The 25,598-nt window shown below is 61.8% G+C and carries 27 protein-coding genes; 10 read left to right on the top strand and 17 right to left on the bottom strand.

Annotated elements, in window-relative coordinates:
* Nucleotides 1–40: 40 nt before the first annotated feature.
* The 3 genes from IB238_RS15100 to IB238_RS15090 all read right to left on the bottom strand — a co-directional run bounded on the left by IB238_RS15100 (nucleotide 41) and on the right by IB238_RS15090 (nucleotide 2,409).
* Nucleotides 41–676: a YitT family protein gene (locus tag IB238_RS15100; protein ID WP_192248348.1), complete on the bottom strand. Its 636-nt coding sequence runs from the start codon at nucleotides 674–676 to the stop codon at nucleotides 41–43.
* Between the two features lie 88 nt (nucleotides 677–764).
* Nucleotides 765–1,400: a YitT family protein gene (locus IB238_RS15095; RefSeq protein ID WP_192248345.1), complete on the bottom strand. Its 636-nt coding sequence runs from the start codon at nucleotides 1,398–1,400 to the stop codon at nucleotides 765–767.
* A gap of 64 nt (nucleotides 1,401–1,464) precedes the next feature.
* The gene (locus IB238_RS15090; protein ID WP_192248343.1) at nucleotides 1,465–2,409 is read right to left on the bottom strand and encodes a methyltransferase domain-containing protein; all 945 of its coding nucleotides are present in this window, start codon (nucleotides 2,407–2,409) and stop codon (nucleotides 1,465–1,467) included.
* Nucleotides 2,410–2,571: 162 nt separating this feature from the next.
* Between IB238_RS15090 and IB238_RS15085 the strand changes: the two genes are divergently transcribed.
* From IB238_RS15085 to IB238_RS15075, 3 genes are read left to right on the top strand one after another with little or no spacing between them, the layout of a single operon-like run.
* A complete protein-coding gene (locus tag IB238_RS15085) occupies nucleotides 2,572–2,838 on the top strand; it encodes a DUF6460 domain-containing protein (RefSeq protein ID WP_192248340.1) in 267 nt (88 codons plus the stop codon).
* A gap of 16 nt (nucleotides 2,839–2,854) precedes the next feature.
* On the top strand, nucleotides 2,855–3,346 hold the full coding sequence (locus IB238_RS15080) for a CAP domain-containing protein (RefSeq protein WP_246723700.1): 492 nt from the start codon (nucleotides 2,855–2,857) through the stop codon (nucleotides 3,344–3,346).
* A 50-nt stretch (nucleotides 3,347–3,396) separates the two neighbouring features.
* A complete protein-coding gene (locus IB238_RS15075) occupies nucleotides 3,397–4,749 on the top strand; it encodes an MATE family efflux transporter (RefSeq protein ID WP_192248336.1) in 1,353 nt (450 codons plus the stop codon).
* Here the strand turns inward: IB238_RS15075 and IB238_RS15070 are convergent.
* Nucleotides 4,725–5,807, bottom strand: a complete 1,083-nt coding sequence (locus IB238_RS15070; protein WP_192248334.1) for a quinone-dependent dihydroorotate dehydrogenase — start codon at nucleotides 5,805–5,807, stop codon at nucleotides 4,725–4,727. The genes IB238_RS15075 and IB238_RS15070 overlap by 25 nt on opposite strands.
* 1 nt (nucleotide 5,808) lies before the next feature.
* The gene (locus IB238_RS15065; protein ID WP_192248332.1) at nucleotides 5,809–6,153 is read right to left on the bottom strand and encodes a DUF952 domain-containing protein; all 345 of its coding nucleotides are present in this window, start codon (nucleotides 6,151–6,153) and stop codon (nucleotides 5,809–5,811) included.
* Between the two features lie 118 nt (nucleotides 6,154–6,271).
* On the opposite strand from IB238_RS15065, the gene IB238_RS15060 reads away from it, so the two are divergent.
* Nucleotides 6,272–6,703, top strand: coding sequence for a hypothetical protein (locus IB238_RS15060; RefSeq protein ID WP_192248330.1), 432 nt, complete (start codon nucleotides 6,272–6,274; stop codon nucleotides 6,701–6,703).
* Nucleotides 6,704–6,772: 69 nt separating this feature from the next.
* Entirely contained in the window at nucleotides 6,773–7,426 is a 654-nt protein-coding gene (locus IB238_RS15055) for a response regulator transcription factor (RefSeq protein ID WP_192248328.1), read from the top strand.
* A gap of 57 nt (nucleotides 7,427–7,483) precedes the next feature.
* Here the strand turns inward: IB238_RS15055 and IB238_RS15050 are convergent, their stop codons facing one another.
* Nucleotides 7,484–10,984 carry a PAS domain-containing hybrid sensor histidine kinase/response regulator gene (locus tag IB238_RS15050; RefSeq protein WP_192248325.1) on the bottom strand — a complete coding sequence of 1,167 codons (3,501 nt, stop codon included), beginning with the start codon at nucleotides 10,982–10,984 and terminating at the stop codon, nucleotides 7,484–7,486.
* Nucleotides 10,985–11,184: 200 nt separating this feature from the next.
* Here IB238_RS15050 and mscL point away from each other — a divergent pair, with 200 nt between their 5' ends.
* From mscL to galE, 3 genes are all read left to right on the top strand, one after another.
* A complete protein-coding gene (gene mscL, locus IB238_RS15045) occupies nucleotides 11,185–11,616 on the top strand; it encodes a large conductance mechanosensitive channel protein MscL (RefSeq protein WP_192248323.1) in 432 nt (143 codons plus the stop codon).
* A gap of 164 nt (nucleotides 11,617–11,780) precedes the next feature.
* Nucleotides 11,781–12,947 carry a pyridoxal phosphate-dependent aminotransferase gene (locus tag IB238_RS15040; protein ID WP_192248321.1) on the top strand — a complete coding sequence of 389 codons (1,167 nt, stop codon included), beginning with the start codon at nucleotides 11,781–11,783 and terminating at the stop codon, nucleotides 12,945–12,947.
* 73 nt (nucleotides 12,948–13,020) lie between these two features.
* Nucleotides 13,021–14,013 carry a UDP-glucose 4-epimerase GalE gene (gene galE / locus IB238_RS15035; protein ID WP_192248319.1) on the top strand — a complete coding sequence of 331 codons (993 nt, stop codon included), beginning with the start codon at nucleotides 13,021–13,023 and terminating at the stop codon, nucleotides 14,011–14,013.
* 28 nt (nucleotides 14,014–14,041) lie between these two features.
* Here galE and IB238_RS15030 read toward each other — a convergent pair whose 3' ends face one another.
* From IB238_RS15030 to IB238_RS14980, 11 genes are all read right to left on the bottom strand, one after another.
* Nucleotides 14,042–14,338, bottom strand: a complete 297-nt coding sequence (locus IB238_RS15030) for a chorismate mutase family protein (RefSeq protein ID WP_192248317.1) — start codon at nucleotides 14,336–14,338, stop codon at nucleotides 14,042–14,044.
* Between the two features lie 476 nt (nucleotides 14,339–14,814).
* The gene (gene cydB / locus IB238_RS15025; protein WP_192248315.1) at nucleotides 14,815–15,819 is read right to left on the bottom strand and encodes a cytochrome d ubiquinol oxidase subunit II; all 1,005 of its coding nucleotides are present in this window, start codon (nucleotides 15,817–15,819) and stop codon (nucleotides 14,815–14,817) included.
* Nucleotides 15,809–17,215, bottom strand: coding sequence for a cytochrome ubiquinol oxidase subunit I (locus IB238_RS15020; protein WP_192248313.1), 1,407 nt, complete (start codon nucleotides 17,213–17,215; stop codon nucleotides 15,809–15,811). Before IB238_RS15020 ends, cydB begins: the two co-directional genes overlap by 11 nt.
* Nucleotides 17,216–17,428: 213 nt before the next feature.
* Nucleotides 17,429–17,671 (bottom strand): hypothetical protein, encoded by a 243-nt coding sequence (locus IB238_RS15015; protein ID WP_192248311.1) that lies wholly within the window; start codon nucleotides 17,669–17,671, stop codon nucleotides 17,429–17,431.
* Nucleotides 17,672–17,993: 322 nt separating this feature from the next.
* Nucleotides 17,994–18,236, bottom strand: a complete 243-nt coding sequence (locus IB238_RS15010) for a hypothetical protein (protein WP_192248309.1) — start codon at nucleotides 18,234–18,236, stop codon at nucleotides 17,994–17,996.
* Between the two features lie 320 nt (nucleotides 18,237–18,556).
* A complete protein-coding gene (locus tag IB238_RS15005) occupies nucleotides 18,557–19,726 on the bottom strand; it encodes a M20 aminoacylase family protein (RefSeq protein WP_192248307.1) in 1,170 nt (389 codons plus the stop codon).
* A 1-nt stretch (nucleotide 19,727) separates the two neighbouring features.
* Entirely contained in the window at nucleotides 19,728–20,549 is an 822-nt protein-coding gene (locus tag IB238_RS15000) for an ABC transporter permease subunit (protein ID WP_192248305.1), read from the bottom strand.
* Nucleotides 20,549–21,280 (bottom strand): ABC transporter permease, encoded by a 732-nt coding sequence (locus IB238_RS14995; RefSeq protein WP_192248302.1) that lies wholly within the window; start codon nucleotides 21,278–21,280, stop codon nucleotides 20,549–20,551. The genes IB238_RS15000 and IB238_RS14995 overlap by 1 nt, the downstream gene beginning before the upstream one ends.
* 102 nt (nucleotides 21,281–21,382) lie before the next feature.
* Nucleotides 21,383–22,168: a transporter substrate-binding domain-containing protein gene (locus tag IB238_RS14990; protein WP_192248299.1), complete on the bottom strand. Its 786-nt coding sequence runs from the start codon at nucleotides 22,166–22,168 to the stop codon at nucleotides 21,383–21,385.
* Nucleotides 22,169–22,248: 80 nt separating this feature from the next.
* Nucleotides 22,249–23,028 carry a transporter substrate-binding domain-containing protein gene (locus IB238_RS14985; protein WP_192248296.1) on the bottom strand — a complete coding sequence of 260 codons (780 nt, stop codon included), beginning with the start codon at nucleotides 23,026–23,028 and terminating at the stop codon, nucleotides 22,249–22,251.
* A gap of 31 nt (nucleotides 23,029–23,059) precedes the next feature.
* Nucleotides 23,060–23,833 carry an ABC transporter ATP-binding protein gene (locus tag IB238_RS14980; RefSeq protein ID WP_192248293.1) on the bottom strand — a complete coding sequence of 258 codons (774 nt, stop codon included), beginning with the start codon at nucleotides 23,831–23,833 and terminating at the stop codon, nucleotides 23,060–23,062.
* Nucleotides 23,834–24,079: 246 nt separating this feature from the next.
* Here IB238_RS14980 and IB238_RS14975 point away from each other — a divergent pair, with 246 nt between their 5' ends.
* The gene (locus IB238_RS14975; RefSeq protein WP_192248290.1) at nucleotides 24,080–24,958 is read left to right on the top strand and encodes an arginine deiminase family protein; all 879 of its coding nucleotides are present in this window, start codon (nucleotides 24,080–24,082) and stop codon (nucleotides 24,956–24,958) included.
* Nucleotides 24,955–25,587: a TetR family transcriptional regulator C-terminal domain-containing protein gene (locus tag IB238_RS14970; protein ID WP_192248287.1), complete on the top strand. Its 633-nt coding sequence runs from the start codon at nucleotides 24,955–24,957 to the stop codon at nucleotides 25,585–25,587. Before IB238_RS14975 ends, IB238_RS14970 begins: the two co-directional genes overlap by 4 nt.
* The last annotated feature ends 11 nt before the right edge of the window (nucleotides 25,588–25,598 follow it).

Below are 25,598 nucleotides of genomic sequence, written 5' to 3'. Positions count from 1 at the left end.
GTAGTCGAACGCTCACGAAAGAGAAGAGCACTGACCCGTTCTACATGGCAATGTAGCGGTCCTTGCGATGGTTGATTGCGAGCGTCAGGTTCAAGACGACGGCGCCGAGCACCGAACAGGCGATGATGAAGGGACTGGCCACGAAGAAGGAGAGCGCGAGGATCACGCCATCGAAGCCGAGTTGCACGAACCCGGCGCGCCAACCGAAACGATCCTGAAGGTAGAGGGCGAGGATGCCGATCCCGCCGAGGCTTGCGCGATGACGAAAGAGGGCAAGCATGCCGTTTGCGATGACGAGGCCGCCAAAGAGCGCGCCGGCAATCGGATCGATGTGCGAAAGGTCGATTGCGCGAGCAGCGAAGTCCGAAAGCGCAGAAGTGAGTGCAATCGCGGCGAAGGTCTTGAGTGTGAACGCTAGCCCAAGGCGCTTGAACGCCAGGTAGTAGAAGGGCAGGTTCACGGCAAAAAAGCAGAGACCGAAACCCCAGCCGGTCGCATAATGCATCAGGAAAGCCAGCCCGGCCGTACCTCCGGTCAAGAGCCCCGCGCCGGAAAGCAACGTCACACCGAGGACGGCCAGCATGCTGCCGGCAAAGATGCCCTGCACGTCGTCGAAGAGCGAATGGCGGTCCGCGCTGGAATTCAGCCAGTTTGGAAAAGCAGTCTTCACGGACATTTTGATCGGTTCCCCTCGATCCCCTGCCTGTCTTTCTAAAACCAACGACGGTGAGCGCAAGACGGTGCCCCACCACACTTTCGTATCATCACATGGCGATGTATCGGTCGGAGCGGTGGTTGATAGTCAGAAACAGGTTCAGCACCACGGCGCCGATCACAGAGCAGAGAACGATGAAGGGGGCCGCCACCGCAAAGGCCGCTGCCAGCACCACGAGGTCGAAGGCGAGCTGGACCAGTCCGGCTCGCCAGCCGAAGCGATCCTGCAGATAGACGGCGAGGATGCCCATGCCACCCAGGCTTGCACGGTGGCGGTAGAGGGCGAGCAGGCCATAACCGAGCAGAACTCCGGCAAGCAGCGCTGCCCAGACGGGATCCAGCGTTTCGATCTTCAAGAAGCGCGGCTGGATTTCGGTGATCAGCGAGGTCAGGCCGACAGCGAGGAAGGATTTGATCGTGAACGCCCTGCCCAGGCGGCTCAGTGATAGTGCGTAGAACGGCATGTTCAGCACGGTGTAGTAGAGGCCAAAGCTGTATCCGGTCAGGTAGTGCAGGATAAACGCGACACCTGCTACACCGCTCGCGACAAGTCCGGCGCTACCGATCAGGCTAAGCCCGAGAGCGGCGATCATACTGCCGGTGAAGATGCCTTGCGCATCCTCCAGCGGCGAGTGGCGCGCGGGCGCAGGATTCCAGAAGCCGAAGCGCCGCTTGTCGCCGCTCATTTGCATATCCTCTGATTTGGATTTGTTCGGATTGGGCATCGCGCCGGAGCACCCGCGGTCGCGGTTAGGTGCATCGTCTTGCCAGGAACAGTCGACCGTGAACCGGTGCGCCGGCATCCTTGCGAATGACGGTGCCCTGGCTGACGAGGACATCAAAGCCCGCCGCCGCCGCACGGTCGCGGACATAGGCTTCGCCATGGGCGTAGCGCAGCGACGAGCGCAGCACATAGCCCTCGTCCGCGCCGGCGTCCTCAGCGGAGAAGGCAAAATGACCGCCGGGTGCGACCAGTCTGGCGGCGATGGAAAAAGGGGCGGTTAGCTCGCCGAGATACATCAATACGTCGGCGGCACTGACGAGTTCGGCTCTGCCGAGTGGCAAGTCAGCGCTGAAGACGCCGCACTCGTCGGGCGAGAGCGATAGATCGGCCTGCGCAAGCCGATCATAAACCTGTTTCTCCCGCGCCTTGGCGAGCATGTTGGCGGAGAGATCGAAGCCTTCGAGGAAGGCAGCCCGTTCGCGGATTCTTGTGCCGAAGAGGCCGGTGCCGCAACCGAGGTCGGCGACGCTTGAAAAGCGAGCCGACCGTATGTGCTCGAAGATCAGCGTGGCCAGTTTTTCGGGAACGCTGTATTCGAGCCGTTCGACGAGCGCCGTGTCGAAGCGCTCCGCATAGTCGTCGAAGAGTTGCTCGACGTAGCGGCTCGGTGGTGCCTTGGGAACGTCGCTCGCCCCTAGCACCGCGATTTTCAGCCCCGCGCCGAATGGATCGGTTGGGGCGAGATCCAGCACTTTGGCGAGACCAGCCGCAGCCGCCTCCTTCAGTCCGGATTTTTCCGCATACTCCGAAAGGCGAAACCAGCCAGCTGCCCAACGGGGGGCGAGCTCCAAGGCCTGCTCCATCAGCTCCATCGCGCTCGCAAAATCTCCACCACCCGCAAACATGTGGGCGTAATCGGCGCGGCGATCGGCGAGGATATCGCCGGAGGAATGCTGCGTGGCGGTTGTCATGGTTGCGCGTTTTGATGCGAGATGGCTCGCTAATTGTCTAAGAAACGGCAAAACGCAAGCGGATTCGTCACGATTTTCGGCGGCAAGCCTCAAAAAAGCTCACCTTGCGGTCTTTTCCGCGTCAGCTTAAGAGGCACATGAGAGCAACAGGAGCGAGAAACCATGTCGGATGGCGTGAACAGATTCCTCGGCGATACGCCGTTGCGGGTGGCCGTAAAACTTCTGATCCTGTCCGTCGCACTCGGCTTCCTGATGTCGGTCTTCGGCCTCTATCCGGACGATATCTTGCGCGGCGTGCGCGACTTCGTCATCCACCTGTGGGAAAAGGGCTTCGCAGCACTCGGCCAGGTCGGCGACTACCTCGTGCTTGGCGCGGTGATCGTCGTGCCGGTGTTCCTGCTTATCCGCGTCCTGAGCTACAGGCGCTGACATGACATCGCAGACGATGAAGCCGATCGGCCGCAGGGCCTTGCTCGGAACCACCCTTGGCGCGCTTGCCGCCGCTGTGGCCGGCTGCACGACGACAGACAAGATCGATACGGCCTCGGGCGCCAGCGACCAGACCGATGCGACACTGGCGATGATCAACAAGCTCCGTGGTGCTCGCGGGCTGGGACCTTTGTCGCGCCACCCCGCCGCTGCGAACGCTGCTGTCGACCAGGCAAAACGCATGGCTTCGGCGGGCAAGATGGAGCACAACATCGGCCTGGGTGCGAATTTCGCGAAGCGGATGAAGGGCATGGAAGTGCCGCTGCCGGCGGCGGAGAACATTGCCGTGGGGCAAAGCGATGCGGCGCGCGCCTTCCAGGCCTGGGTCGACTCGCCAAAGCATCTCGCCAACATGCTTGGCCCCGGTTATCGCGGGCTCGGTGTGGCGGAAGCGAAGAATCCGGCTTCCGGAAGCCGCCCCTATTGGGCAATGGTGCTGTCGAGCTGAACTGATTCTGACGCGTTCGTCGGCGGCTCGACAGAGGGCAGGTAAGAGGCATGGACGCATCGGTTGGGGCAAACGAGGGAGCGGGGCCCTTTGAGGTGACGCACCGGCTGGTGCTGTCGATCGCCATTCCGATGACGCTGGGCTTCCTCACCACACCTTTGCTCGGTTTGACCGACACGGCGGTCGCCGGACGGCTCGGTTCGGCGGACGCCTTGGCAGGTCTCGCGGTCGGTGCCGTCCTCTTCGACCTCATTCTCGGCAGCTTCAATTTCCTGCGCGCCTCAACGACCGGACTGGTCGCGCAAGCTTTCGGCCGCGGCGACCGGAGCGAGGAGCAGGCAATCTTCTGGCGTTCGCTCGCAATCGCGATCTGTTGCGGGCTCCTGATTGCACTTGCCTCGCCCTTGCTGCTGAAGGCCGGGTTGATGTTGATGGCGCCGCCGCCGGGCGTGGCCGAGGCGACCATCACCTACTTTGCGATCCGCATCCTGGCGGGGCCGATGGCGCTTGCCAACTACGCCATACTTGGCTTCGTGCTCGGGCGAGGGCAAGGGACCACCGGCCTGCTGCTGCAGGCGATCATCAACGGGATGAACATCACACTCTCGATCGTGCTTGGTCTCGGCTATGGCTGGGGCGTGGCCGGCATCGCCATCGGCGCGCTGATCGGCGAGACGACTGGCATGCTGGTTGGCCTTGTGCTGGTTCTCTATCGCTTCCAGCGCGCAGATCGCCCGCCAAAGGGGTCGATCTTTGCGGTTGTGCGGATGAAGGCGCTGTTCGCGCTCAACCGGGATATCATGATCCGGACGTTCGTGTTGCTGGCCGCCTTCACGCTGATGACGCGCATCGGTTCCTCGTTCGGACCGCTGGCGCTTGCCGCCAATGCCGTGCTGATGAACATCTTCCTGGTCGCCGGCTACTACCTCGACGGGCTGGCCAATGCGGCGGAGCAGATTGTCGGCCGTGCGATCGGCGCAGACTACCGGCCTGCCTTTGACCGCGCGGTCAGGCTCACCATGGTCTGGTCGTTCGGGATGGGCGCTGCGACGGCGCTGCTTTTCCTCATCGTCGGAACGGATATCATCGCGCTGCTGACGACCACCGAAAGCGTGCGCGCGGAAGCCGCGTCCTATCTGCCCTGGGCTGCGCTGACGGCAATTACCGGCGCGCTCGCCTTCCAGATGGACGGCGTCTACATCGGTGCGACCTGGTCGCGCACCATGCGCAACATGATGCTAATGGCGTTTCTCGGCTACCTGGCGGCGCTCGTGATCTTCGTGCCGCTTTTCGGCAATCACGGGCTCTGGCTGTCGCTGAACCTGTTCCTGGCGTTTCGCGGAGTGTTTTTGGCGGCTCGTGTGCCGAAACTCGCCCGTCAGATCTTTCGTCCGGCCCAATAGGCGTTGCGGGTGTCGCGGATGTCGCGGATCGAAGCGAGGCGCTCGCGGTCGCAAAGGTCCGCGAGGCCCCTGACAATCGAGGCGGGCAGTCCCGGTCCCGCATAGACCATGCAGGAATAGAGCTGAACGAGATCGGCGCCGGCGCGGATCTTTTCTGCGGCTGTCTCCGCCGAGCTGACGCCGCCGACTCCGATGATCGGCAGCGCCCGGCCGACGCGCGCACGCATCTTCGCAAGCGCGATCGTGGATTTTTCGAAGAGCGGCCGTCCGGAAAGCCCGCCAGCCTCGTTTGCATGGGTGCGGTCGGTGAGGCCATCGCGCGACAGCGTCGTGTTGGACACGATGAGGCCGTCCAGGTCATGGGCGAGCGCGACCTCGGCGATATCGTCGAGCCCTTCCTCGGTCAGATCAGGTGCGATCTTGAGGAAGACCGGCACGCGGCGTCCGGTGCGGATGGCCTGCTCGGCGCGTGCGGAAAGCACGGCCGACAAAAGGGCCGCGAGGCTGTCCCGCGCCTGCAGATCGCGCAAGCCGGGCGTGTTCGGTGACGAAATGTTTGCGGTGAAGTAGCGGGCCACGTCGTAGAAGGTGCGGATGCCGGCGACATAGTCGGCGATCCGGTCTTCACTGTCCTTGTTGGCGCCGATGTTCACTCCGATCAACGACTGGCGTGAGCACGCCTCGAGCCGCTGCAGCGCAGCAGCGTGGCCTTCGTTGTTGAAACCGAGCCGGTTGATGACCGCTTCATCTGCGGTCAGTCGGAAGATGCGCGGTTTCGGGTTGCCGGATTGCGGCTTCGGCGTGACCGTGCCGATTTCGGCGAAGCCGAAGCCGAGCCGGATCAGCGCTTCGGGTACTTCGGCGTTCTTGTCATACCCGGCGGCCATGCCGAGCGGATTTGCGAAGTCGAGGCCGGCGAGAGTCTGACGCAGCCGCGGATCGGGGCGGAGACGGCAGGCTGGAACCAGACCACTCTTCAGCGCGGTGATCGAGAGGCCGTGCGCAGCTTCCGGATCGAGCAGAAACAGCCCTTTGCGGGCCAGATCGGCGATTGCCATGTCAGTTCATCTCCGGAAACACATGCTGGCCGTCGTCGCCAAGCGGCAGGGCTTTTTCCCAAAGCACGGCATCAAACGGCAGCGCGCCGTAAAGATGGGGGAAGAGTTGGCCGCCGCGCGAGGGTTCGTAGACCAGAGCTTTCCCCAGTGCCGCACCGTCGATTGCGATCAGCAGCAGGTCTGTCTGGCCGGCGAAATGCTTTGCCGCCGTTTCGGTTGCTTGTGCAGCCGTCGAGAAGTGGATGTAGCCGTCGGCAAGGTCAATCGCGGCCCCTTCGAAGCGCCCGCTTGCCCTTGCGGACTGCCACAGACTTGCCGGAACAATTTTATAAATCGTGTCGGACATGGTTCGCTTCTCTAGGTGAATGGGCGGGCGTATTGTTTCGATGTAGCGCTTGCAGCATCGTTGCGGAATTGTCCACGGCCAATTCCGTCTCTGGCGCTGTTTTTCAGGAGGAAGTCGCATGCGCAAGACAATTGCGGGCCTGGCATTCTCGCTGCCCCTACTTGTGGCGGGGGCAGCATATGCCGACGGAGAGGGACGCTACCAGATGGAGCGGACGGCCGACGGCTTCGTGCGGCTCGATACGGTCACTGGCGAAATGTCGCTCTGCAAGGAAGGAACCGGCCAGATTGCCTGCCGCATGGCGGCGGATGAACGCGCTGCGTTCGAAAACGAACTCGATCGGCTGACGAAGCGCGTCGAGGCGCTGGAAAAGGCGCAGCGATCTGCGCTTTCCGTCGACAAACCGCGTCTACCCACCGATGAGGAGATTGACCGGACCATGGGCGTCATGGAAAGAATGATGCAGCGCTTCATGGATATCGTGAAGAATCTGGAGGGCGGGAAGGACAAGACCGACCCGCAGATAGACCAGTTGCCGGAGAAGACTTGAGTGCGCGATTTCATCGCGACGCCGCGCCGGCGGGACTGATCATGACTGTGCTCTTGGGAGGGAGCCCGCATGACGACAGGAATGACGATCATCATTGCCGACGACCATCCGTTGTTCCGAGGCGCCCTGAAGCAGGCGCTACTGGGAATGGCGGAAGAGCCTGCAGTGGTCGAAGCCGGCGACTTCGAGGCGGCGCGTGCGACCGTCGAACGGAATCCCAATGCGGACTTGATGTTACTTGACCTGTCGATGCCCGGAGTGAGCGGGCTGTCCGGACTGATCATGCTGCGCGCCGAGTATCCGAGCCTGCCGGTCGTGATCGTTTCGGCGAGTGACGACGCCACGACGATCCGTCGCGCGCTCGATCTCGGCGCTTCGGGTTTCATCTCCAAGTCCGCGTCGATCGACGAAATACGCAAAGGAATATCCGCCGTCCTTGAAGGCAATATTTACACGCCTGACGGCTATGAGCGTGGCGCCGAACAGGATGCCGAGGTTGGCGACCTGATAAACCGATTACGTACGCTGACCCCGCAGCAGTCGCGTGTGCTGTCGATGTTGGCTGAAGGCTTGCTGAACAAGCAGATCGCCTACGAACTGGGTGTCTCAGAGGCGACGATCAAGGCGCATGTTTCAGCGATCCTCCTGAAGCTCAATGTCGACAGCCGTACACAGGCGGTGATCCAGCTCGGCAAGATCGGTGCCGCGGCCGCAGCGGCCTGAGGTCGCTCCCTAAATCCTCCATGAGATGCATGCGGCCGGGGCCTCGCGCTGGCGGCTCTACTCTGCTGCCATGTTCAGATTGGCGAGCCGCGTCAGCCAAGCGCGCATCGAGGCGGGACGGACTGGCTTGTTCTGGACCATGATATCGCTGCTTTCCGCGAGTGCTCTTACTTCGGCAGAGCGATCGGCCGTGACGAGCAGGCCGGGGATATCGGAGCCGCGTGCTTCGCGAACGCGGGCAATCGCCACAATGCCCGTGCCGTCGCCCAGATGGTAATCGGCGATGATCGCGTGGGGGGTGCCGAAGGAGCCGGCCAGAAGCGCATCGATCGCTGCAAGCGAGTCCGCTGTGACGACCTCGCAGCCCCAGCCGGTCAACAGAAGGCGCATTCCGTCGAGGATTTTCGGCTCGTTGTCGACACACAGCACCCTCAGACCGTGCAGCGGCTCACCCGCAGGCAATCTCTCCCTGGCCGTTGGAGCTTTCCGACCGGCTGCCGTGGCGTCGATGGGAATTCGGACCTTGAAGCTTGTTCCCTTCCCCAATGTCGACTGCAGGTCGACGGGGTGACCCAGCACGCGGGAGATCCGGTCGACGATCGAAAGGCCAAGGCCGAGCCCGGGCGCGGTACGGGCCCCTTCGTCAAGCCGGGCGAATTCCTTGAAGACGGTTCTGAATTTCGATGACGGTATTCCGATACCGGAGTCGAGCACCTGAATGACCGCGTATCCGCCCTGGCGACGCACGCCCACGAGCACCTTGCCTTCGTTGGTGTACTTGATCGCATTGGAGACGAGGTTCTGCACCAGGCGACGTAGCAGATTCGGATCACTCCGCACCGCTACCGAGCTCGTCACGACCCTGAGCGACAGGTCTTTTGTCCGCGCCATTGGCGCGAAATCGGTTTCGATCCGCTTCAGGAGATCGTCGAGGCGCACGGCCTGCAACTGCGGCTTCATTGCGCCAGTATCGAGGCGGGAAATATCCAACACGGCGCCGAGGATGGCTTCGACCGAATCCAACGAAGAGTCGATGTTGTGGACCAGCGACCGGTTTTCCGAATCGCCGAGTCTCTCCACCAGAGAGGTAGAATAGAGCCGCGCCGCATTGAGCGGCTGCAGAATGTCATGTCCGGCAGCAGCGAAAAACCGTGTCTTGCCGAGATTTGCTTCTTCGGCGGAGGCGCGCGCCTCGGCCAGCTCGGTGTTGACGCGGGTGAGTTCGGCTGTGCGCTCGTCGACGCGAAGTTCCAGCGTTTCGTTGGCAAGTTTCAGTGCGCGGTCGGCTTCGACGCGCTCAGTGATGTCGGTGAAGGTTGCGACGAAACCCTTGTCCGGCATGGCGTTGGAAACGACTTCGACGATGCGGCGACCGCCGGAGAGAACCAGCTGAAGCGGCTGGTCGAAGGTCATGATGCCGTCGAGGATGGCCCTCCTTTCAGCAGCGGCGACATGGCCCTCGGCAACGAGGATGTCGGCCATATCCGTAAGCGCAAAGCCGACCTGGCCGACCTGTTCGGGCAGGTCCAGCAGTTCGCGAAACCGACGGTTCCACACAGTCAGGTTGTTCGAACTGTCGAAAACCGCGATCCCCTGGTTCATCTGGCCGAGCGCCGTTTGCAGCATTCCCTGATTATACTGTAGGGCCTCGCTTGCCTGGTCGAGCAACCAGCTTGTGTCGGCCGTGGTTTCGTCGATCCGCTGCAAGGTTAGCGATAGGACAAGTCGCGCGGAAGAAGAGCCGATCGCGCTGCCGAGCACCTGTTCGGAGAAGTGGACGAGCGCGATATCGGCCGGGTGGCTGTCTTCGAGCCATCGGCCGGCCTGTCGTTCATAGGTATGGAAGGAGCGCTCCGTGCGTTCCTCACCCAGGTAAGTGGCAACGGTGTTCTTCAGGTCCCTGACCGTGACCTTCGTCTTGCTGCCACGGAAGGCGCGCTCGAGTTGCGGCCGGGAGTGGATGAAGATGTTGGCCTGCAGGCGTTCGATATTGGTCGTGCTGCGCGACAGTGAGCCGATGACGAAAGCACCGATGTTGACCAATAGAGACAGCACGGATGCGGCGACCAGCGGATCGGCCTGTTCGCCGGAAAGGACGGTCACCCCCGGCAGGAGAAAGCCGAGTATTGCCGAAGCAACGTTGGAATTGTCGCTCAGGCCGAGGCTCGGCAGGAAGAGCAGATAGGCCCAGACCACCAGGCCGGATATCATGCCGGCGATCGCACCGCGGGCGTTCGCCTGACGCCAGATAAGGCCGCCGAAGAGGGCGGGCGCCACTTGGGCAACGGCAGCGAATGCCAGGAGGCCGATCGAAGCAAGGCCCGCGCTTGAGGTCGAGAACCGGTAGTAGGCATAGCCGAGCAGCAGCACGAAGAAGATCGCCAGCCGCCGAACACGCAACAGCGTCTTCGTCAGGTCTTCCAGTGGCTCGGCCCTTCCGATCAGGTTACGGCGGAGCACGACGGGGATGACGATGTCGTTGGACACCATGATCGAGAGCGCTACGCATTCCACGATCACCATTGCGGTTGCGGCGGAGAACCCTCCGATGAAGGAGACGAGCGTCAGGATAGGCTGTCCCTGCGCCAACGGCAGCGCCAGCACGTAGAGGTCGGCGTCGCCCAGCCCCTGGAAGGTCAGCACGCCGCCGATTGCAATCGGCAGCACGAAGAGATTGATTGCCAGAAGATAGAGCGGAAACAGGTAGCGCGCCGTTCGCAGTTCCCCGGCGGTGCGGTTCTCCACCACGGTCACATGAAATTGCCGCGGCAGCATGACGATCGCGAAGGCCGACAGGATGATCAACAGCAGCCACCGCGCGGTCGGCGTTTCATACGTTAGTGCCGACATGACGCGCTCGTTTTCGGCGGCGCGCAGCCAGAGATCACCCAGCCCGTCAAACATGAAGTAGACGACATAGATGCCGACGGTGGCGAAGGCGAAAAGCTTGACGACCGATTCCATCGAGATCGCCAGGATCAGGCCGTCCTGGTGTTCCGTCGCATCAGTGTGCCGGGTGCCGAAGATCGCGGCGAAGCAGGCAAGAAACAGCGATACGATCAGCGGCAGGTCGATGATGGAGTGGGATTCCGCAAAACCGTAGTCGTAGAAATCGACCACTACCTTGACCGAACTCGACACGGCCTTCAGCTGGAGTGCGATGTAGGGGATGGCCCCGATGAGCGCAATGAGTGCCACGATCGCCGCCACGCCGGGGCTCTTTCCGTAGCGTGCGCCGACGAAATCGGCGATCGAGGTCAGACGCTCGGACTTTGCTAGTCCGACGATCCGGCGGATGAGCGGCAGGCCGAGCGTGAACATCAGGATCGGGCCGATATAGATACCGAGGAACTCGAGCCCCTGGACGCTGGCGAGCCCGACGCCGCCGAAATAGGTCCAGGAAGTGCAATAGATGGCAAGGCTCAGCGCGTAGACCAGTGGCCGACCGCGCGTGGCGGCGTCCGGTTGGCGCGTCTTCCTGTCGCCGTAGGTGGCTACCGCGAAGAGCAGCAGCAGATAGGCGAAGGCCGCGGCGAAGATGGTCCAGCCCGGCAGCATGCATTCTCCTGATCGACGGGCCGATGCCCCACTCCCGTCACCATAGGCCATTCAAACAACGAAGAAAATCGAATGCGGCTTAGTCTTAAGTCCGATGAGCGGCCGGGCGGTTGCGGGATGGGGAGTGGCGCGTGAAAGTGGTTCCATGCGCCACAAAACTGCACTAGGTTTGGGTTGACGGAAAGCAATAGGAGAAGCGCATGCTCAACGAATTCAAGGCGTTCATCGCCCGCGGCAACGTGATGGATCTCGCCGTCGGCGTGATCATCGGCGCGGCCTTCAGTAAGATTGTCGATTCGGTCGTCAACGACCTGGTCATGCCCATCGTGGGAGCCCTGACCGGCGGCGGCTTCGACTTCTCCAACTACTTCCTGCCGCTCTCCTCGAATGTCACAGCCAGCACCCTTGCGGCCGCGCGTGAGCAGGGTGCGGTCTTCGCCTATGGCAACTTCATCACCGTCCTGATCAACTTCCTGATCCTCGCGTGGATCATCTTCCTGATGATCAGGGGTGTGAACCGTGTGCGCACCAGCATGGAGAAGCAGGAGGCCGCAGCAGCGGCGCCGCCGCCGGAAGACGTGCAGTTGCTGACGGAAATCCGCGATCTCCTTAAGACACGCTCCTCGGTCTGATCCTTCAGCAGCCCCTGCCGCGCTTGTGGGGGCTATCGCTTTCATCACCGAAATCGATCGGACGGTCAGATAATCTGGCGTGATCGGGCAAGGGAAACCCGCTAGAGGTTGTTCAGAACGGACTGCCGGCATCGAAAGCCGCGGCTGCCGGCAGTGGAGACACGATGGATATTATCAACAGCCTGAGCCCGCGGGCGCTGCAAGCGCCGGAAAGCGGTATCGTCGAACTGGTGAATTACGCGCGGGGCCGGGAAGGACTCATCCCGCTCTGGGTCGGCGAGGGCGACCTTTCTACGCCGTCCTTCATCTCCGACGCCGCTATGGAGGCGCTGAGGGCCGGCGAGACCTTCTATACATGGCAACGGGGAATTCCCGAACTGCGCCAGGCGCTCTCGCGCTACTACGATCGCCACTTCGGTCGCTCGCTTTCGCCCGAGCATTTCTACGTAGTCGGCTCTGGTATGCAGGCAATCCAGCTCGCGCTGCAGGCTCTTGCATCCGCCGGCGACGAGATGGTCTACCTGAGCCCCTCCTGGCCAAACTTCGCAGCCGCCGCCGAGATCGCCGGCATTCGCCCGCTTGCGGTTCCTCTCGATTTCACCGGCGGTCGCTGGCAACTCGATATTGCGCGCCTTGAGGCGGGGATCACGCCGCGCACGAAGGCGATGTTCATCAATTCGCCGTCAAACCCGACCGGCTGGACGGCAACGCATGACGATCTTCGCGCGATCCTGGCCATTGCGCGAAAACGTGGCCTCTGGATCATGGCCGACGAGATCTACGCGCTCTACCACTATGCAGGCGGCAGGGCACCTTCGTTCCTCGATGTGATGGAAGAGGGCGACCGGATCGTCTTCGTCAACTCGTTCTCGAAAAACTGGTCGATGACCGGCTGGCGCGTCGGTTGGATCGTGGCTCCACCTGCAATGGGCCAGGTGATCGAAAATCTCGTGCAGTACTCGACCTCTGGCGTGGCTCAGTTCATGCAGAAGGGTGCGATCGCGGCGCTCGACCATGGAGACGATCTCGTCCGTTCCAACATCGAGAAGGCAACCCGTTCGCGCGACCTGCTTTGCGATGCGCTGATCGCCACCAATCGCGTGGCGACGCTGAAGCCGGATGGCGCGATTTACACATTCCTGAAGATTGACGGGGTGGACGACGTCCGCAAGGCCGCCCTCGACATCGTCGACAAGACCGGCGTCGGCCTCGCACCGGGGACTGCCTTCGGCGAGGGCGGCTCGCTCTTCATGCGTGCCTGCTTCCTGCGCGATTCCGGCCAGGTGGCCGAGGCGGCGGAGCGCCTGTCGCGTTACATTGCTGCGCTCTAAAAATGCTGCATTGCATCTTTAGCGCCATCGCGCTTTTATGCGCCCGTTTTTAAACGAGATTCGGAGAGAACCGATGGCGGTACTGGTAACGGGCGGAGCGGGCTATATCGGCTCCCACATGGTGTGGGCGCTTTCTGATGCCGGTGAAGAGGTTGTCGTGATTGACCGGCTCTCCACCGGCTTTCGCTGGGCGATCGCGCCGGAGGCCCGTTTCTACGAGGGCGATATCGCGGACCGGGAACTGCTCCAGCGGATCTTCTCGGAAAACAGCATCGACGCGATCATCCACTTTGCCGGCTCGATCATCGTACCTGAATCAGTGGCTGATCCACTGAGCTACTATGAAAACAACACCGTCAAGTCGCGTGCATTGATCGCCGCAGCGGTCGAAGCGAAGGTGCCGCACTTCGTCTTTTCCTCGACGGCTGCGGTCTACGGCACGCCAGACACGGCAGATCCGGTCGAGGAGACAGCACCGCTGCGCCCGGAATCCCCCTATGGCTCCTCGAAGCTGATGACGGAGATCATGCTGCGCGATACCGCGCTTGCGCACGATTTCGCCTACACCGCGCTGCGCTACTTCAATGTGGCCGGCGCTGATCCGCGCGGCCGTACCGGCCAGTCGACCAAGGGAGCGACGCACCTGATCAAGGTCGCGTCAGAGGCAGTGCTTGGAAAAAGGCAGGGTATGGACGTCTTCGGTACAGACTATCCGACACCGGACGGAACCTGCATTCGTGACTACATCCATGTCAGCGATCTTGCGAACGCCCATTTGAAGGCGCTTCAGCGCATGCGCGCAGGCGGTGGGTCGATCGTCGCCAATTGCGGCTACGGCCGCGGCTTCTCCGTGTTCGAAGTGTTGAACCGGGTGAAGGAGGTTTCCGGCGTGGATTTCCCCGTGCGCATCGCCGGGAGGCGGCCAGGCGATGCCGTGTCGATCGTTGCCAACCCTGCCGTTGCGATGCGGGAGTTGAACTGGCAGCCGCAGTACGACGATCTTGCTTTCATCGTACGCACCGCGCTTGATTGGGAAGACCACCTCAGCCGTCGCAACCAGATCTAGTCCTGCCGCGCGTGGCTCAGCGAGGACCTCATTCTCCGAGCCGCTCAGCCTCGTGGGCAATCGAGTGCTGAATCAGCCTGCTCCACAGGTCGTCGTAGAATGCCTCATCTAGACCGTGTTGCCGGGCGTTTACGCGCGCATTGGCGCGGACTTCATCGACGCGGGCCGGGATGTCAGCCTTCAGGCCTAATTCCGCCTTGATCTCTGCTGCCCGGCCGATGAAGGTCCAGCGCTCGGCGAAAAGCTGCATCAGCGCGCGATCGATCCGGTCGATGTTCTCGCGGATGTCCGCCATGGTCCGGCATTCGGCTGCAGTCTCAGGCATTTTTCTGTCTCCGCTTTTGTTCGGGTGCTCGCTTGCCCCGCGGCTGTTGCGGATGGCTGTAACAAAGCGAGAGGAGACAGGGAAGATGAAAGCGCGTGCGGCGGCGCTGTGCCACATAGGGACCGCGAGAAGACAGGGAGGGTGCGGTCCTGTTCCTGTTATCTGGCGGTCCCATATGCTGGCCAAGGACAACCTAGATCACGAAGCTTGAGCGAAACTTAAATTAACAAACACTAAAGGGTTGCATTGTTTGTGGCGGGCTTACCTTAGGTGAGGCGATCGCGGGATCGAGGCGATTGATGGCGCCGACGGCCTCGGAACGGGTTGAAAACAAGCACATTCTCTGGGGGGCGCGCCCCTCTCTCAGGCACCGAGCGCGAGCTTGAGGACGAGGCCAACGAGGGTGACAGTAACGACGCCGGCAATCCACAGACCAACAAACCACAGGAGCTTTCGCCCCATTCCGCTCAGGGCCATCAATGGTATCCCTCCTCTGGATCGACCTTGCCGCGGAAGACCCAGTAAGCATAGGCGGTGTATGCGAGGATGATTGGTACGAGCACCAAAGCGCCGACGAGCAGGAAGCCGAGGCTTTCGTTCGGTGCGGCAGCCTCCCAGATCGTCACCGAGGTGGGTACGATGTACGGATAGAAGCTGATCCCGATGCCGATGAAGCCGAGCAGGAACAGCCCGAGTGCGGCGAGGAAGGGCTGACTGTCGTGCTGGCTCCGCAAGCCGCGCAGCAACAGAAGGAAGCAGCCGAGCACGAGCAGCGGCACGATGATGCTGAAAACGGCTGTCGGCCAGCCGAACCAGCGGTTCAGATAGGCGGGTTCGAGGAAGGGAGTCCACAAACTGAAGATACCCATTGCCGCAAGCGTCCCGATCGCGGCGCGAAGGGCGAACGCACGAGCACGGACGGCGAGGTCGCCGCTCGTCTTCATCACCAGCCAGGTGGATCCGAGAAGCGCGTAACCGACCAGGAGGGCCAGGCCAGTGGCGATGGAGAAAGGCGTAAGCCAGTCCCACCAGCCACCGACATAGGCGCGGTTTTCAACCGGAATACCCTGGACAAGGGCACCGAGTGCGATGCCTTGAGCGAAGGCGGCGACCATGGAGCCGCCGGCGAATGCGCCGTTCCAGAGAAACTCGCCGCGTCGGGTACGCCACCTGTACTCGAATGCGACGCCGCGGAAAATCAGGCCGAGCAGCATTGCGATGAGAGGGATGTAGAGCGCAGGCAGGATCGTCGCATAGGCGAGCGGAAAGACGGCCATCAGCCCGCCGCCGCCCAGCACCAGCCAGGTCTCGTTGCCATCCCACACCGGCGCGACGGAATTCATCATCACGTCGCGGTCTTGTTTTTCCGGGAAGAACGGGAAGAGTATGCCGATCCCGAGATCGAACCCGTCCAGCACGACATAGGCCAACACGGCGAAAGCTATGATCGCGGCCCAGATGAAGGGAAGATCAACGGTCATGGCGTTTGCCCCCCCTTTCGGCAACAGCCGCGGCCGGCGTGATGCCCGCCGAGCGAATTGGACCATCTTCCAATTCCGGCATCGGGTCGCGCGGTAGGCGCCCCATCAGTCGCAGGATGTAGAAGGTACCCGCGCCGAAAACGAGAAAGTAAACGATGATGAACGCAATCAGTGACGTCGCGACGGCAGGGGTATCGATAGGCGAATGTGATTGCGCGGTTAGAAGATGCCCGTAGACGGTGAAGGGCTGGCGGCCGACTTCGGTGGTGATCCACCCGCACAGGACAGCAACGAAGCCCGCCGGCCCCATCACGACCGCTACACGATGCAGCGCGCGATTGGTGGCGAGCGTGCCACGCCAGCGGCACCAGAGCGACCAGAGCCCGAGACCAAGCATCGAAAATCCGATGGCGACCATGACACGGAAGGCCCAAAAGACGATGGCCACCGGCGGCTCCAGTTCGTCCGGCACCGTATCGAGGCCAGCAAGCGGCGCATCGAGGCTGTGTTTGAGGATCAGGCTCGACAGCTTCGGAATCTCGACCGCATACCCCACCCGCTTCTCGGCCTGATTTGGAATGCCGAACAGGATCAACGGCGCGCCGTCAGGATGGCTGTTGAAGTGGCCCTCCATGGCCATGACCTTCGCTGGCTGGTGTTCCAGCGTGTTCAGGCCGTGCGCGTCGCCAGCGAAGATCTGGATTGGCGCGACGATGGCTGCCATCCACATGGCCATCGAGAACATCGTGTGTGAACGTCTTGGGGCGGTATTCCTCAGAAGGTGCCATGCACCGACACCGCCAACCACGAACGCAGTCGTGAGGTAGGCTGCGAGCACCATATGCACGAGCCGATAGGGGAAAGATGGACTAAACACCACGGCCCACCAGTCGGTGGGGACGAATTGCCCGGTGTCATTCATGGTGAACCCGACAGGGGTCTGCATCCAGGAGTTTGCCGCGAGGATCCACGTGGCCGAAATCAGCGTGCCGAGCGCGACCATGCAGGTGGCGAAGAAGTGCAGCCCGGAGCCGACCCGGTTCAGCCCGAACAGCATGATCCCTAGGAAGCCGGCCTCAAGGAAAAACGCCGTTAGCACTTCGTAGCCCATCAGCGGCCCGATCACTGGGCCTGCTTTGTCCGAGAAGACGGACCAGTTGGTGCCGAACTGATAGGACATGACGATGCCTGACACGACGCCCATGGCGAAGGTGAGGGCAAAGATCGTCTTCCAGAAATTGAAAAGTTCAAGATAAACCTTGTCCTTCTTCCAGAGCCAGAGCCCGTTCAGCACCGCCAGATAACTTGCAAGGCCGATCGAGAAGGCGGGAAAGATGATGTGGAATGACACCGTGAAGGCGAACTGAAACCGGGCAAGCAGGGCGGCGTCGAGCATCTTGCGTCCTTCCTCGGTTGACCATGCCGACCGAAAGCGGTACCGCGCACATGGCACGAACACGACAAAGAATGTGGTGCGGAATGGTGAAACGTCAATTCTGATCTGAACGACAGGTTGTCACAGCGCGACGTTATCCGCACGCGCGACAAATCGGCAGGCGAAGGGGTGGCGTCCCGTCGCGGTTCTGGTCAGGATGTGCACCACACGGCTTCACTTCAGCGGCATCTGCTCGCGAGCGTTCCTTCCGTCGCGATATGTGCAATGCCTGTCGGTCGCTTGCACGCCTTTGCAAGGTACTTGGGTGATCGATCCCGTTTTCTCTTGGTCGACATCGGCGTCGCCCAACCACTGGTCAACCTGGACGAAGTGAGGCAGACCGAAACTTTCCGGGAAGGCAAAGGCAACAGTTGCAGACAGCGCCAGCGCCGCAACAGCAATGGCTAGGAGTTTCATGTCGAGGTCCTCGGGGTGGTGGTATGTCCCATACAATCCCTCGCGCCCAGCGCGTATATGGGGCCCCGATCATTTTATTTTAAGAGATCCTAATATAAACGATGTCACCAGATCGTCTCCAAAATGGAGACGGTCCAGCGCCGCGGTGGACTGAAATGTCGCGGACGCGCCACGCCACTGCGCCTTGAGGTGAGGGACGAAGTGGCGTGGACAGGTGCCCAATCTGGTCGCGGGACCGACGCGGAAAGGTCGGTGTTGTGGTTCCGCCGTCTGACCGCCAGCCGCAGGCGGTCATCTGGGGTCGTCAATTCTCGAAAGGGGCTTAGTCCTTGCGGGCGCCCGCTTCCGTTGGTTTGGCCGAAGGATCGACGCAACGCCGGACCGTCTTTACACCAAACTTACAAATTTGCGGATCGACCGATCCGGTCACGGTCTGGTCGATCATGCTTTCGTTCGACGCGATGATCGGATCTCCGAATCTTGCGCGATCAAAGTTTCCGGTAACTGCAAATGCACCAGTGGCCGAAACGGCCAGGACAGCAATCGATACAACGAATGTCTTCATGGTGAGGTCCTTTGGTTGCGGGGAACATCGGACATCCTCGTGCAGCAATCGAATCATATGGGGCAAACCCCACGTGTGTTAAGTGGGGTGTCAAACGAAAAATCGTCACGATTTGTTGACTGCTGAAAAGCAGCGAGCAAATTCTGGCCTTCCAAGGCTGCGAAACAACCCTTGATGTACCTCGAACGTAGGTTCGCCTCGCCCAAAACGGGGCCGCGCAGGGGGAAGGGCTACGTCCTTTGAAGGTCCCGCGCACCTCAAAAGGAAAGCGGCGCATCCTTTAGCGCCGCTCTCTCAAAGAATAGTCGTTACCCCTGGCTTCAAGCGGGCCTGAGATAGCTCTCAGTGAGTTCCGTCCAGAAAGCTGCGCCGATCGGCAGCAGGTCATCGTTGAAATTGAAGCCGGGATGATGCAGCGGCCGATCCTTGTCGGAGACCTTTGCGCCGAGGAAGAAGTAGCTGCCGGGGCGCTCCTTCAACATATAGGCAAAGTCCTCGCTGCCCATGAAGGGACGTGGCAGGTCGACGACCTTATCGGCGCCGGCGAAACGGACGGCGAGGTCGCGCAGCAGGTCGGTTTCGACCTTGTGGTTGATGGTGGCATCATAGCTGCGCATGTAGTTCACGGTGGCACTCATCTCGTAGCTTTCGGCCTGGCGCTGGGCGATCAGCTTGATCCGTCGCTCCAACTCGTCACGAACGGCTGGATCGAAGGAGCGGATGCCGACGACGATCTCGGCCCGCTCCGGGATGATGTTGCTTGCCGAACCACCATGGAAGGAGCCGACGGTGACGACGGTGGGATCGAGCGGGTGGATGTTGCGCGACACGATCGTCTGCAGCGCCATGATGATCGAAGCTCCCGCGACGATCGGATCGGCTGTCTCCTGCGGCTCGGCTCCGTGGCCGCCGCGGCCGTTGACCGTAATGCGCGCCTCGTCGACGGCGGCCATGATCGGGCCTTCGCGAAGGGCGAACTGACCGAAGGGCAGGCCTGGCTCGTTGTGAAGGGCAAAGACGGCGTCGCAGGGGAAGCGGTCAAACAGGCCTTCCTCGACCATGATCTTCGCCCCGCCGAAGTTCTCCTCGGCCGGCTGGAAGATCAGGTGCACGGTCCCGTCGAAGTTCCTCCTCTCGGCAATCGTGCGCGCCGCGCCGAGCAGCATGGCCGTATGGCCGTCATGCCCGCAGGCGTGCATTAGGCCGGGCGTCTTGCTGGCATAGGGCAGGCCCGTCTCCTCAAGGATCGGCAACGCATCGATGTCGGCGCGAATGCCGATCGATTTGCGGCTGGTGCCATTTGAGAGCGTCGCCACCAGGCCGGTCTTCGCCAGCCCGCGCGTCACCTTGTAACCATAGCTCTCCAGGTGCCGTGCAATAACCTCGGAGGTGCGCACCTCCTCGAGCCCGAGTTCCGGATGGGCGTGCAGATCACGGCGGATGGCGACCAGTTCCGGGATAGCATTGGTAAGGGAAGCGCGAATGTTCATGTCAGGCACCACGGGTGGGGATCTTGTTTTCGAGATAGCGGAACGCCACGACGAGGATGGCGGTCAGGCAAAGATAGATGAGCGCAAGCAACAGCAGCGGCTCATAGGTCAGATAGGTCATCTGCCGGATTTTGGAAATGACGGCGTAGACGTCGATCACGGTAATGGTGGCGACGAGCGGCGTCGATTTCAGTTGCAGCACCGTCTCGCCGTTCAATGTCGGCAAGGCCCGGTGGATCGCGCGAGGAAGCCAGATGCGACGGAATACCTTCCAGCGGCTCATGCCATAGGCGCGGGCGGCTTCCAGTTCGCCAGCGGGAACGCCGGCAAAGGCGCCGCGCATGACCTCGCCTTCGTAGGCGGCGAACGAGATCGTCAGGGCCGCGACGCCGTAGGGCCATGCCTCGCGTAGGTAAGGCCAAAGGAAGGAGGCCCGGATGGCCGGAAATTGCGGAAACAGTGACCCAAGGCCGTAGTAGAGGAGCCAAAGCTGGAGCAGGAGCGGCGTGCCGCGGATGATCGTGCAGAAGCTCTTGGCGAGCATCTTCAGTGGCCAGGGGCCGGTGACCTGTACGAGGCCGATTGGCAGCGCGAAGAGGAAACCGAGGATGCAGGTGCTGAAAAGCATCAGCAGTGTGACGCCGACGCCTGACAGGAGGCGTCCGGCATATTCCGGCAACCAGTCCCAGCGCATGAACCAGACGGCGCAGAAGACCATGATCGCCGCGATTGCCAACAGCGCAATTCGGTGCGGCTTGAAAAAGCCCTGCCGGTTCGGCAGTTCGGTGAGCGCCATGGCGTCGATCGTGTTGCCCTCGCTCATCATGCCGCCGCCACCATGCCGCGCCGCGCGCGGGCTTCAATGATGCGGATGATGACGTTCGAGATGAGCGTAATGGCGAGATAGAGGGCGCCGGCAGCGCAGAAGAACAGCAGGTAGGCCTTGGTGGTGCCGGCAGCCTGGCGTGTCACGAGCGTCAGTTCGCTGAAGCCGACGACGGCGAGAAGGGCCGTGTCCTTCGTGGCGATCAGCCAGAGATTGGAGAGACCGGGAATGGCATGCGGCAGCATGGCGGGAAGCGTCACGCGCCGCATGATCTGTGTGGGCGACATGCCGAAGGCGCGGGCAGACTCGATCTGCCCGGCCGGCACGGCCTTGATCGCCCCGCGCAGCACCTCTGTCGAATAGGCGCCTTGGACGACGCCGATGACAAAGATGCCGGCTGCGAGCCCGCTGATGTCGATCGGGCCATAACCCATCACCGACATCAACTGGTTCAGAAGATCCGTCCCCGCGTAGTAGAGGAGCAGGATCAGGACGAGTTCCGGAATAGCTCGCACGAGGGTCGTGTAGACCTCGAGCAGATCCTTCAGCACGGGTCCGCCATAGAGCTTGCCGAAAGCGCCGCCGGTTCCGAGCATGAGCCCGAGCGCATAGCCGCCGACCGCGATCTTGATCGAGTTGGCAAGCCCTCCCAGCAGCACGCCGCCCCAGCCGGGGGGCTCGAGTGCCAGGAGACTCCAGTTGATCAAACTACCGGGATCGGTCGCCATGAACCTTGTATCCGTATGAATCCGGCCGGTCGCCCGGCGGAGAAGTCGTTGACAGTACCAAGGAAGCTGCGCCGCGCTTCCCGCGGCGCAGGTCGTGACGCATCATTCGCCGTAGATGTCGAAGCTGAAGTACTTCTTCGAGAACTCGGCATAGGTGCCGTTGGCCCGGATCGCCTTGATCGCAGCGTTGAGCTTGGCCTTAAGTTCGTCCTCCCCCTTGCGGAGGCCGATGCCGGTGCCGGCACCCAGGGTCGCCGGATCGTCCTTGACCACGCCCTTCATCTCACAGCACGCCTTGCCTTCCTCCGTCTTGAGGAAGTCCTCGAGCGGTATCAGATCGGCCTGCACGGCGTCGATGCGCCCGGCGATCAGATCCTGGTTCGCCTCGTCCTGTGTCTGGTAGACCTTCACGGTCGTGCCATTGCCGCTGAAGTATTTGTTCGCGTAGACTTCCTGCGTGGTCGATACCTGGACGCCGATCGTCTTCCCGGCGAGCCCCTCCGGCGTAGGCTCGAACGCCGCACCCTTCGTGCCGATGACGCCGCTCGGTGTCTTGTAGTACCGATCGGAAAAATCGATGGTCTTCATCCGCTCTTCGGTAATCGTCATCGAGCCGATGATGACGTCGATCTTTTTCGACGTAAGCGCCGGAATGATGCCGTCCCAGGCAACCGGGGTAATAACGCAGTCGAGCTTGGCTTCGGCGCAGAGTGACTTTTGAAAATCTATCTCCCAGCCTTGCCAGTTGCCCGTCGCGTCTGGCGAGGTGAACGGCGGATAGGGTTCGGCCGCCAAGCCGACCTTGATCGTTTCCGCAGAGGCGGCGCCTGCTGCGGCGATGATCCCAAGGGCCGCGGCCGCCACAACGATCTTCGCAGTCTTCTTCATGCTGTTCCCTTTTGTGGTTTTTAGCATTCAAAGGTCAGGAGACTGGCGCGCCTCTCCTAAAGCGCGCCAGTCGACGGCGATCAGTCGCCGTAGACGTCGAAGTCGAAGTACTTCTTGGTGATGGTATCGTAAGTGCCGTTTGCGCGGATCGCCTTGATCGCGGCGTTGAGCTTGTCTTTCAGCTCGGTTTCGCCCTTGCGCAAGCCGACGCCGACGCCGGCACCGAGGATGGCCGGGTCGTCCTTCACGAGGCCCTTGAGATCGCAGCAGTCCTTGCCCTGATCGGTCTTCAGGAAGTCGCTGAGCGCGATGGAGTCGGCCTGGACAGCATCGAGGCGGCCGGCCGCCAGGTCATTGTTGGCTTCGTCCTGGGTCTGATATTCCTTCAACGTCGACGTCGCGCCGAAGTAATGGTTGGCATAAGCCTGATGGATGGTCGCGACCTGGACGCCGATTGTCTTGCCGGCAAGGCTCTCCGGTGTCGCCTCGAAGGCTACGCCCTTCGGCCCGATCACACCGGTGGGCGTGTTGTAGTACTTGTCGGAGAAGTCGATCGTCTTCTGGCGTTCGGCGGTGATCGACATGGAGCTGATGATCATGTCGATCTTGCCGGAGGTGAGCGCCGGGATGATGCCGTCCCAGGCAACCGGGGTCAGCACGCATTCGAGTTTGGCTTCAGCGCACACGGCGTTCATGAAGTCCACTTCCCAGCCTTCCCATTTGCCCGAGGCATCGGGTGCGGTGAACGGCGGATAGGGCTCGGCGGCAACGCCGACTTTCAGTTCCGCCGCGGCGGCACCGGTGATGCCGGCAAGGCCGATGACGGCGGCCAGTGCGATCGTCTTCAATGCAGTCTTCATGCTTTTTCCCCTCTGTTGGTTATTTTTACTTTCAGTGGATGGAGCTGATAAACTTCTTCAATCGTTCCGATTTTGGTGCGCCGAATATCTCCTCGGGCGGGCCCTGTTCCTCGATCACGCCATTGGCGAGAAAGACGATGTGGTTGGCCACATTGCGCGCGAACTTCATTTCGTGCGTCACGAGGATCATCGTGCGCTTTTCCTTCGCCAGATCGCCGATCACGCTCAGCACTTCACCCACCAGTTCCGGATCGAGCGCGGAGGTCGGCTCGTCGAAGAGCATGACATGCGGCTGGACAGCGAGTGCCCGGGCGATTGCCGCGCGCTGCTGCTGGCCGCCGGAGAGGAATGCGGGATAGGCATCGCGCTTCTCAAAGAGGCCGACACGGCGAAGGATCGCTTCCGCGCGTTCGATCGCTTCGGCCTTCTGCACGCCCAGCACGTGCACGGGCGCCTCGATGACGTTTTCCAGGATGGTCATGTGCTGCCAGAGATTGAAGCTCTGGAAGACCATGCCGAGGCGCGAGCGGATGCGCTCCACCTGCTTTCGGTCGGCCGGCACCAGGCCGCCATGGCCATCCTTCTTCATGGCGATCGTCTCGCCATGAATCGTTACCGATCCTGCGCTCGGCAGTTCCAGCATGTTGATGCAGCGAAGGAATGTGGATTTGCCCGAGCCGGAGCCGCCGATGATGGCGATGACATCGCCTTCGTGTGCCGTGAGGGAAACCCCCTTTAGGACCTCGAGCGGTCCGAAGCGCTTATGCAGGTTTTCGACTGCGATTGCCTCGGCGCGATCCGTCATCGGATACGGTTCTCCGACGCACAGCAGAACACGGCATGAGTCATGCGCATTTCTTCCCCTGTTGTTTTTCGCAACCGTGCCTTTGCGGCCAGGTGCTTCCTTTCGCGCGGGCATCTTCGGCCCGTCACGTCCTTCCATTGACACCATCGTTGCACTTGTGGCGTAATTGTTCAAGCGTATAATAACCGCGCCGCAGACTTTTTGCGCGACCCCGCCAAAACCCGTTTTCCGTCAAAGGAGTAGCTGATGCCCACGTTCGGTTCCCAGGAAATGTCAGCTCCGCTTTTGCGCGTGCTTATGCGCCGACCTGGCCCGAGCCTGGTCGCCGCCGATCCGGCCAAATGGCACTACGGGCCGACTTTCGACGGGCAGAAGGCGTTGCGCCAGTATGCGGAGTTCGCACGGCTCGTGGAAAAGTCGGGGACGGAGATCATCTGGCTGGAGGATTCTGGCGATGGGCTTGCCGATGCCATGTTCACCCACGACCCGTCGCTCATGTCCGACCACGGCGCGATCATCCTGCGCATGGGCAAGCCGCTTCGGGCGAACGAGACCGAGTTGCACGAGAAGGCCTATGCCGAGCGGCAGATTCCCATCCTCGGCCGTATCGAGGCGCCGGGAACGGTCGAGGGCGGCGACTGCATCTGGCTGGACGCCAAGACGCTCGTCGTCGGCCGCGGCGTGCGAACCAATCAGGAGGGCATCGACCAACTGATGCGCATGCTCGCACCGCACGGCATCTCAGTGCTGGCCTATGACCTACCGCTATGGCAGGGGGAGGCGGCCTGCCTGCACCTGATGAGCGTGATGAGCCCGCTTGCCGGCGACCTCGCGCTCGTCTTCGCGCCGCTCCTGCCGGCCGCTTTCTACCAGCTCCTGAAGGCACGCGGCATCCGCCTGATCGAGGCGCCGGCCGACGAGTTCCATGCCAGCAACGGACTGAGCCTGAACGTGCTTCCGACGCGCCCGAACGAGGTGATCATGGTCGAAGGTTTCCCGAAGACGAAAGCGGCGATGGAGGCTGCGGGTTGCCTGGTGGAGACCTTCGAAGCCGACGCGCTGTGCATCGCCTGCGAGGGCGGGCCTACCTGCCTCACACGGCCGGTCCTCCGGCGAGCCGCATGACGAGACGCCCCTTCCACCGCGCGCCGGAGAGCGAACGCCGCCACGACCTGATCGAGGCGACGCTCGACTGCATTGCCGAGAGCGGACTGCAGGGGGCGACGGTGCGGCAGATTGCAATCAAGGCCGGCGTGACCGCCGGGCTGATCCGGCACTATTTCTCCTCCAAGGAGCACATTCTCCAGGAAGCCTACCGGGTGGTGATCGCACGGCTGACGGAAAAGGCCGCGCGTGTCACCGGAGATCCTGAGGAACGGCTGCGCTCGTTTATCATCATCAACCTGACAGAACCGGTCGCAAACAGCCGAAGCCTGTCGCTATGGGCAGCATTCATCAGTCAGGTCAGTGTCGATCCGCAACTCGCTGCGATCCACCGCGAAGGTTATCTGGGCTTTCGTGACGCGCTGGAGGGGCTGCTTGCGGATTTCCTGGCTGCCAAGGGACAAGATGGAGGGGCGGCCCGCTGCCGTGCCCTGGCTATTGCGATCAACGGGCTGCTGGACGGCCTCTGGCTTGAAGGTTGCCTGGCGGGAGAACTATTCGAGGAGAGCGAACTTGTCAGGATCGCGCTTTCTTCGGTCGAGGCGTTGATCGGCGTGCCGATCGGCGCACCGGCGGTAAATGAATTGTAAGTGGGAGGAAG

This window comes from Rhizobium sp. ARZ01 (assembly GCF_014851675.1).
Classification (GTDB): domain Bacteria; phylum Pseudomonadota; class Alphaproteobacteria; order Rhizobiales; family Rhizobiaceae; genus Mycoplana.
Note: the sequence above shows the minus strand (reverse complement) of the source record. Positions and strands in the feature narration are given on the sequence as shown.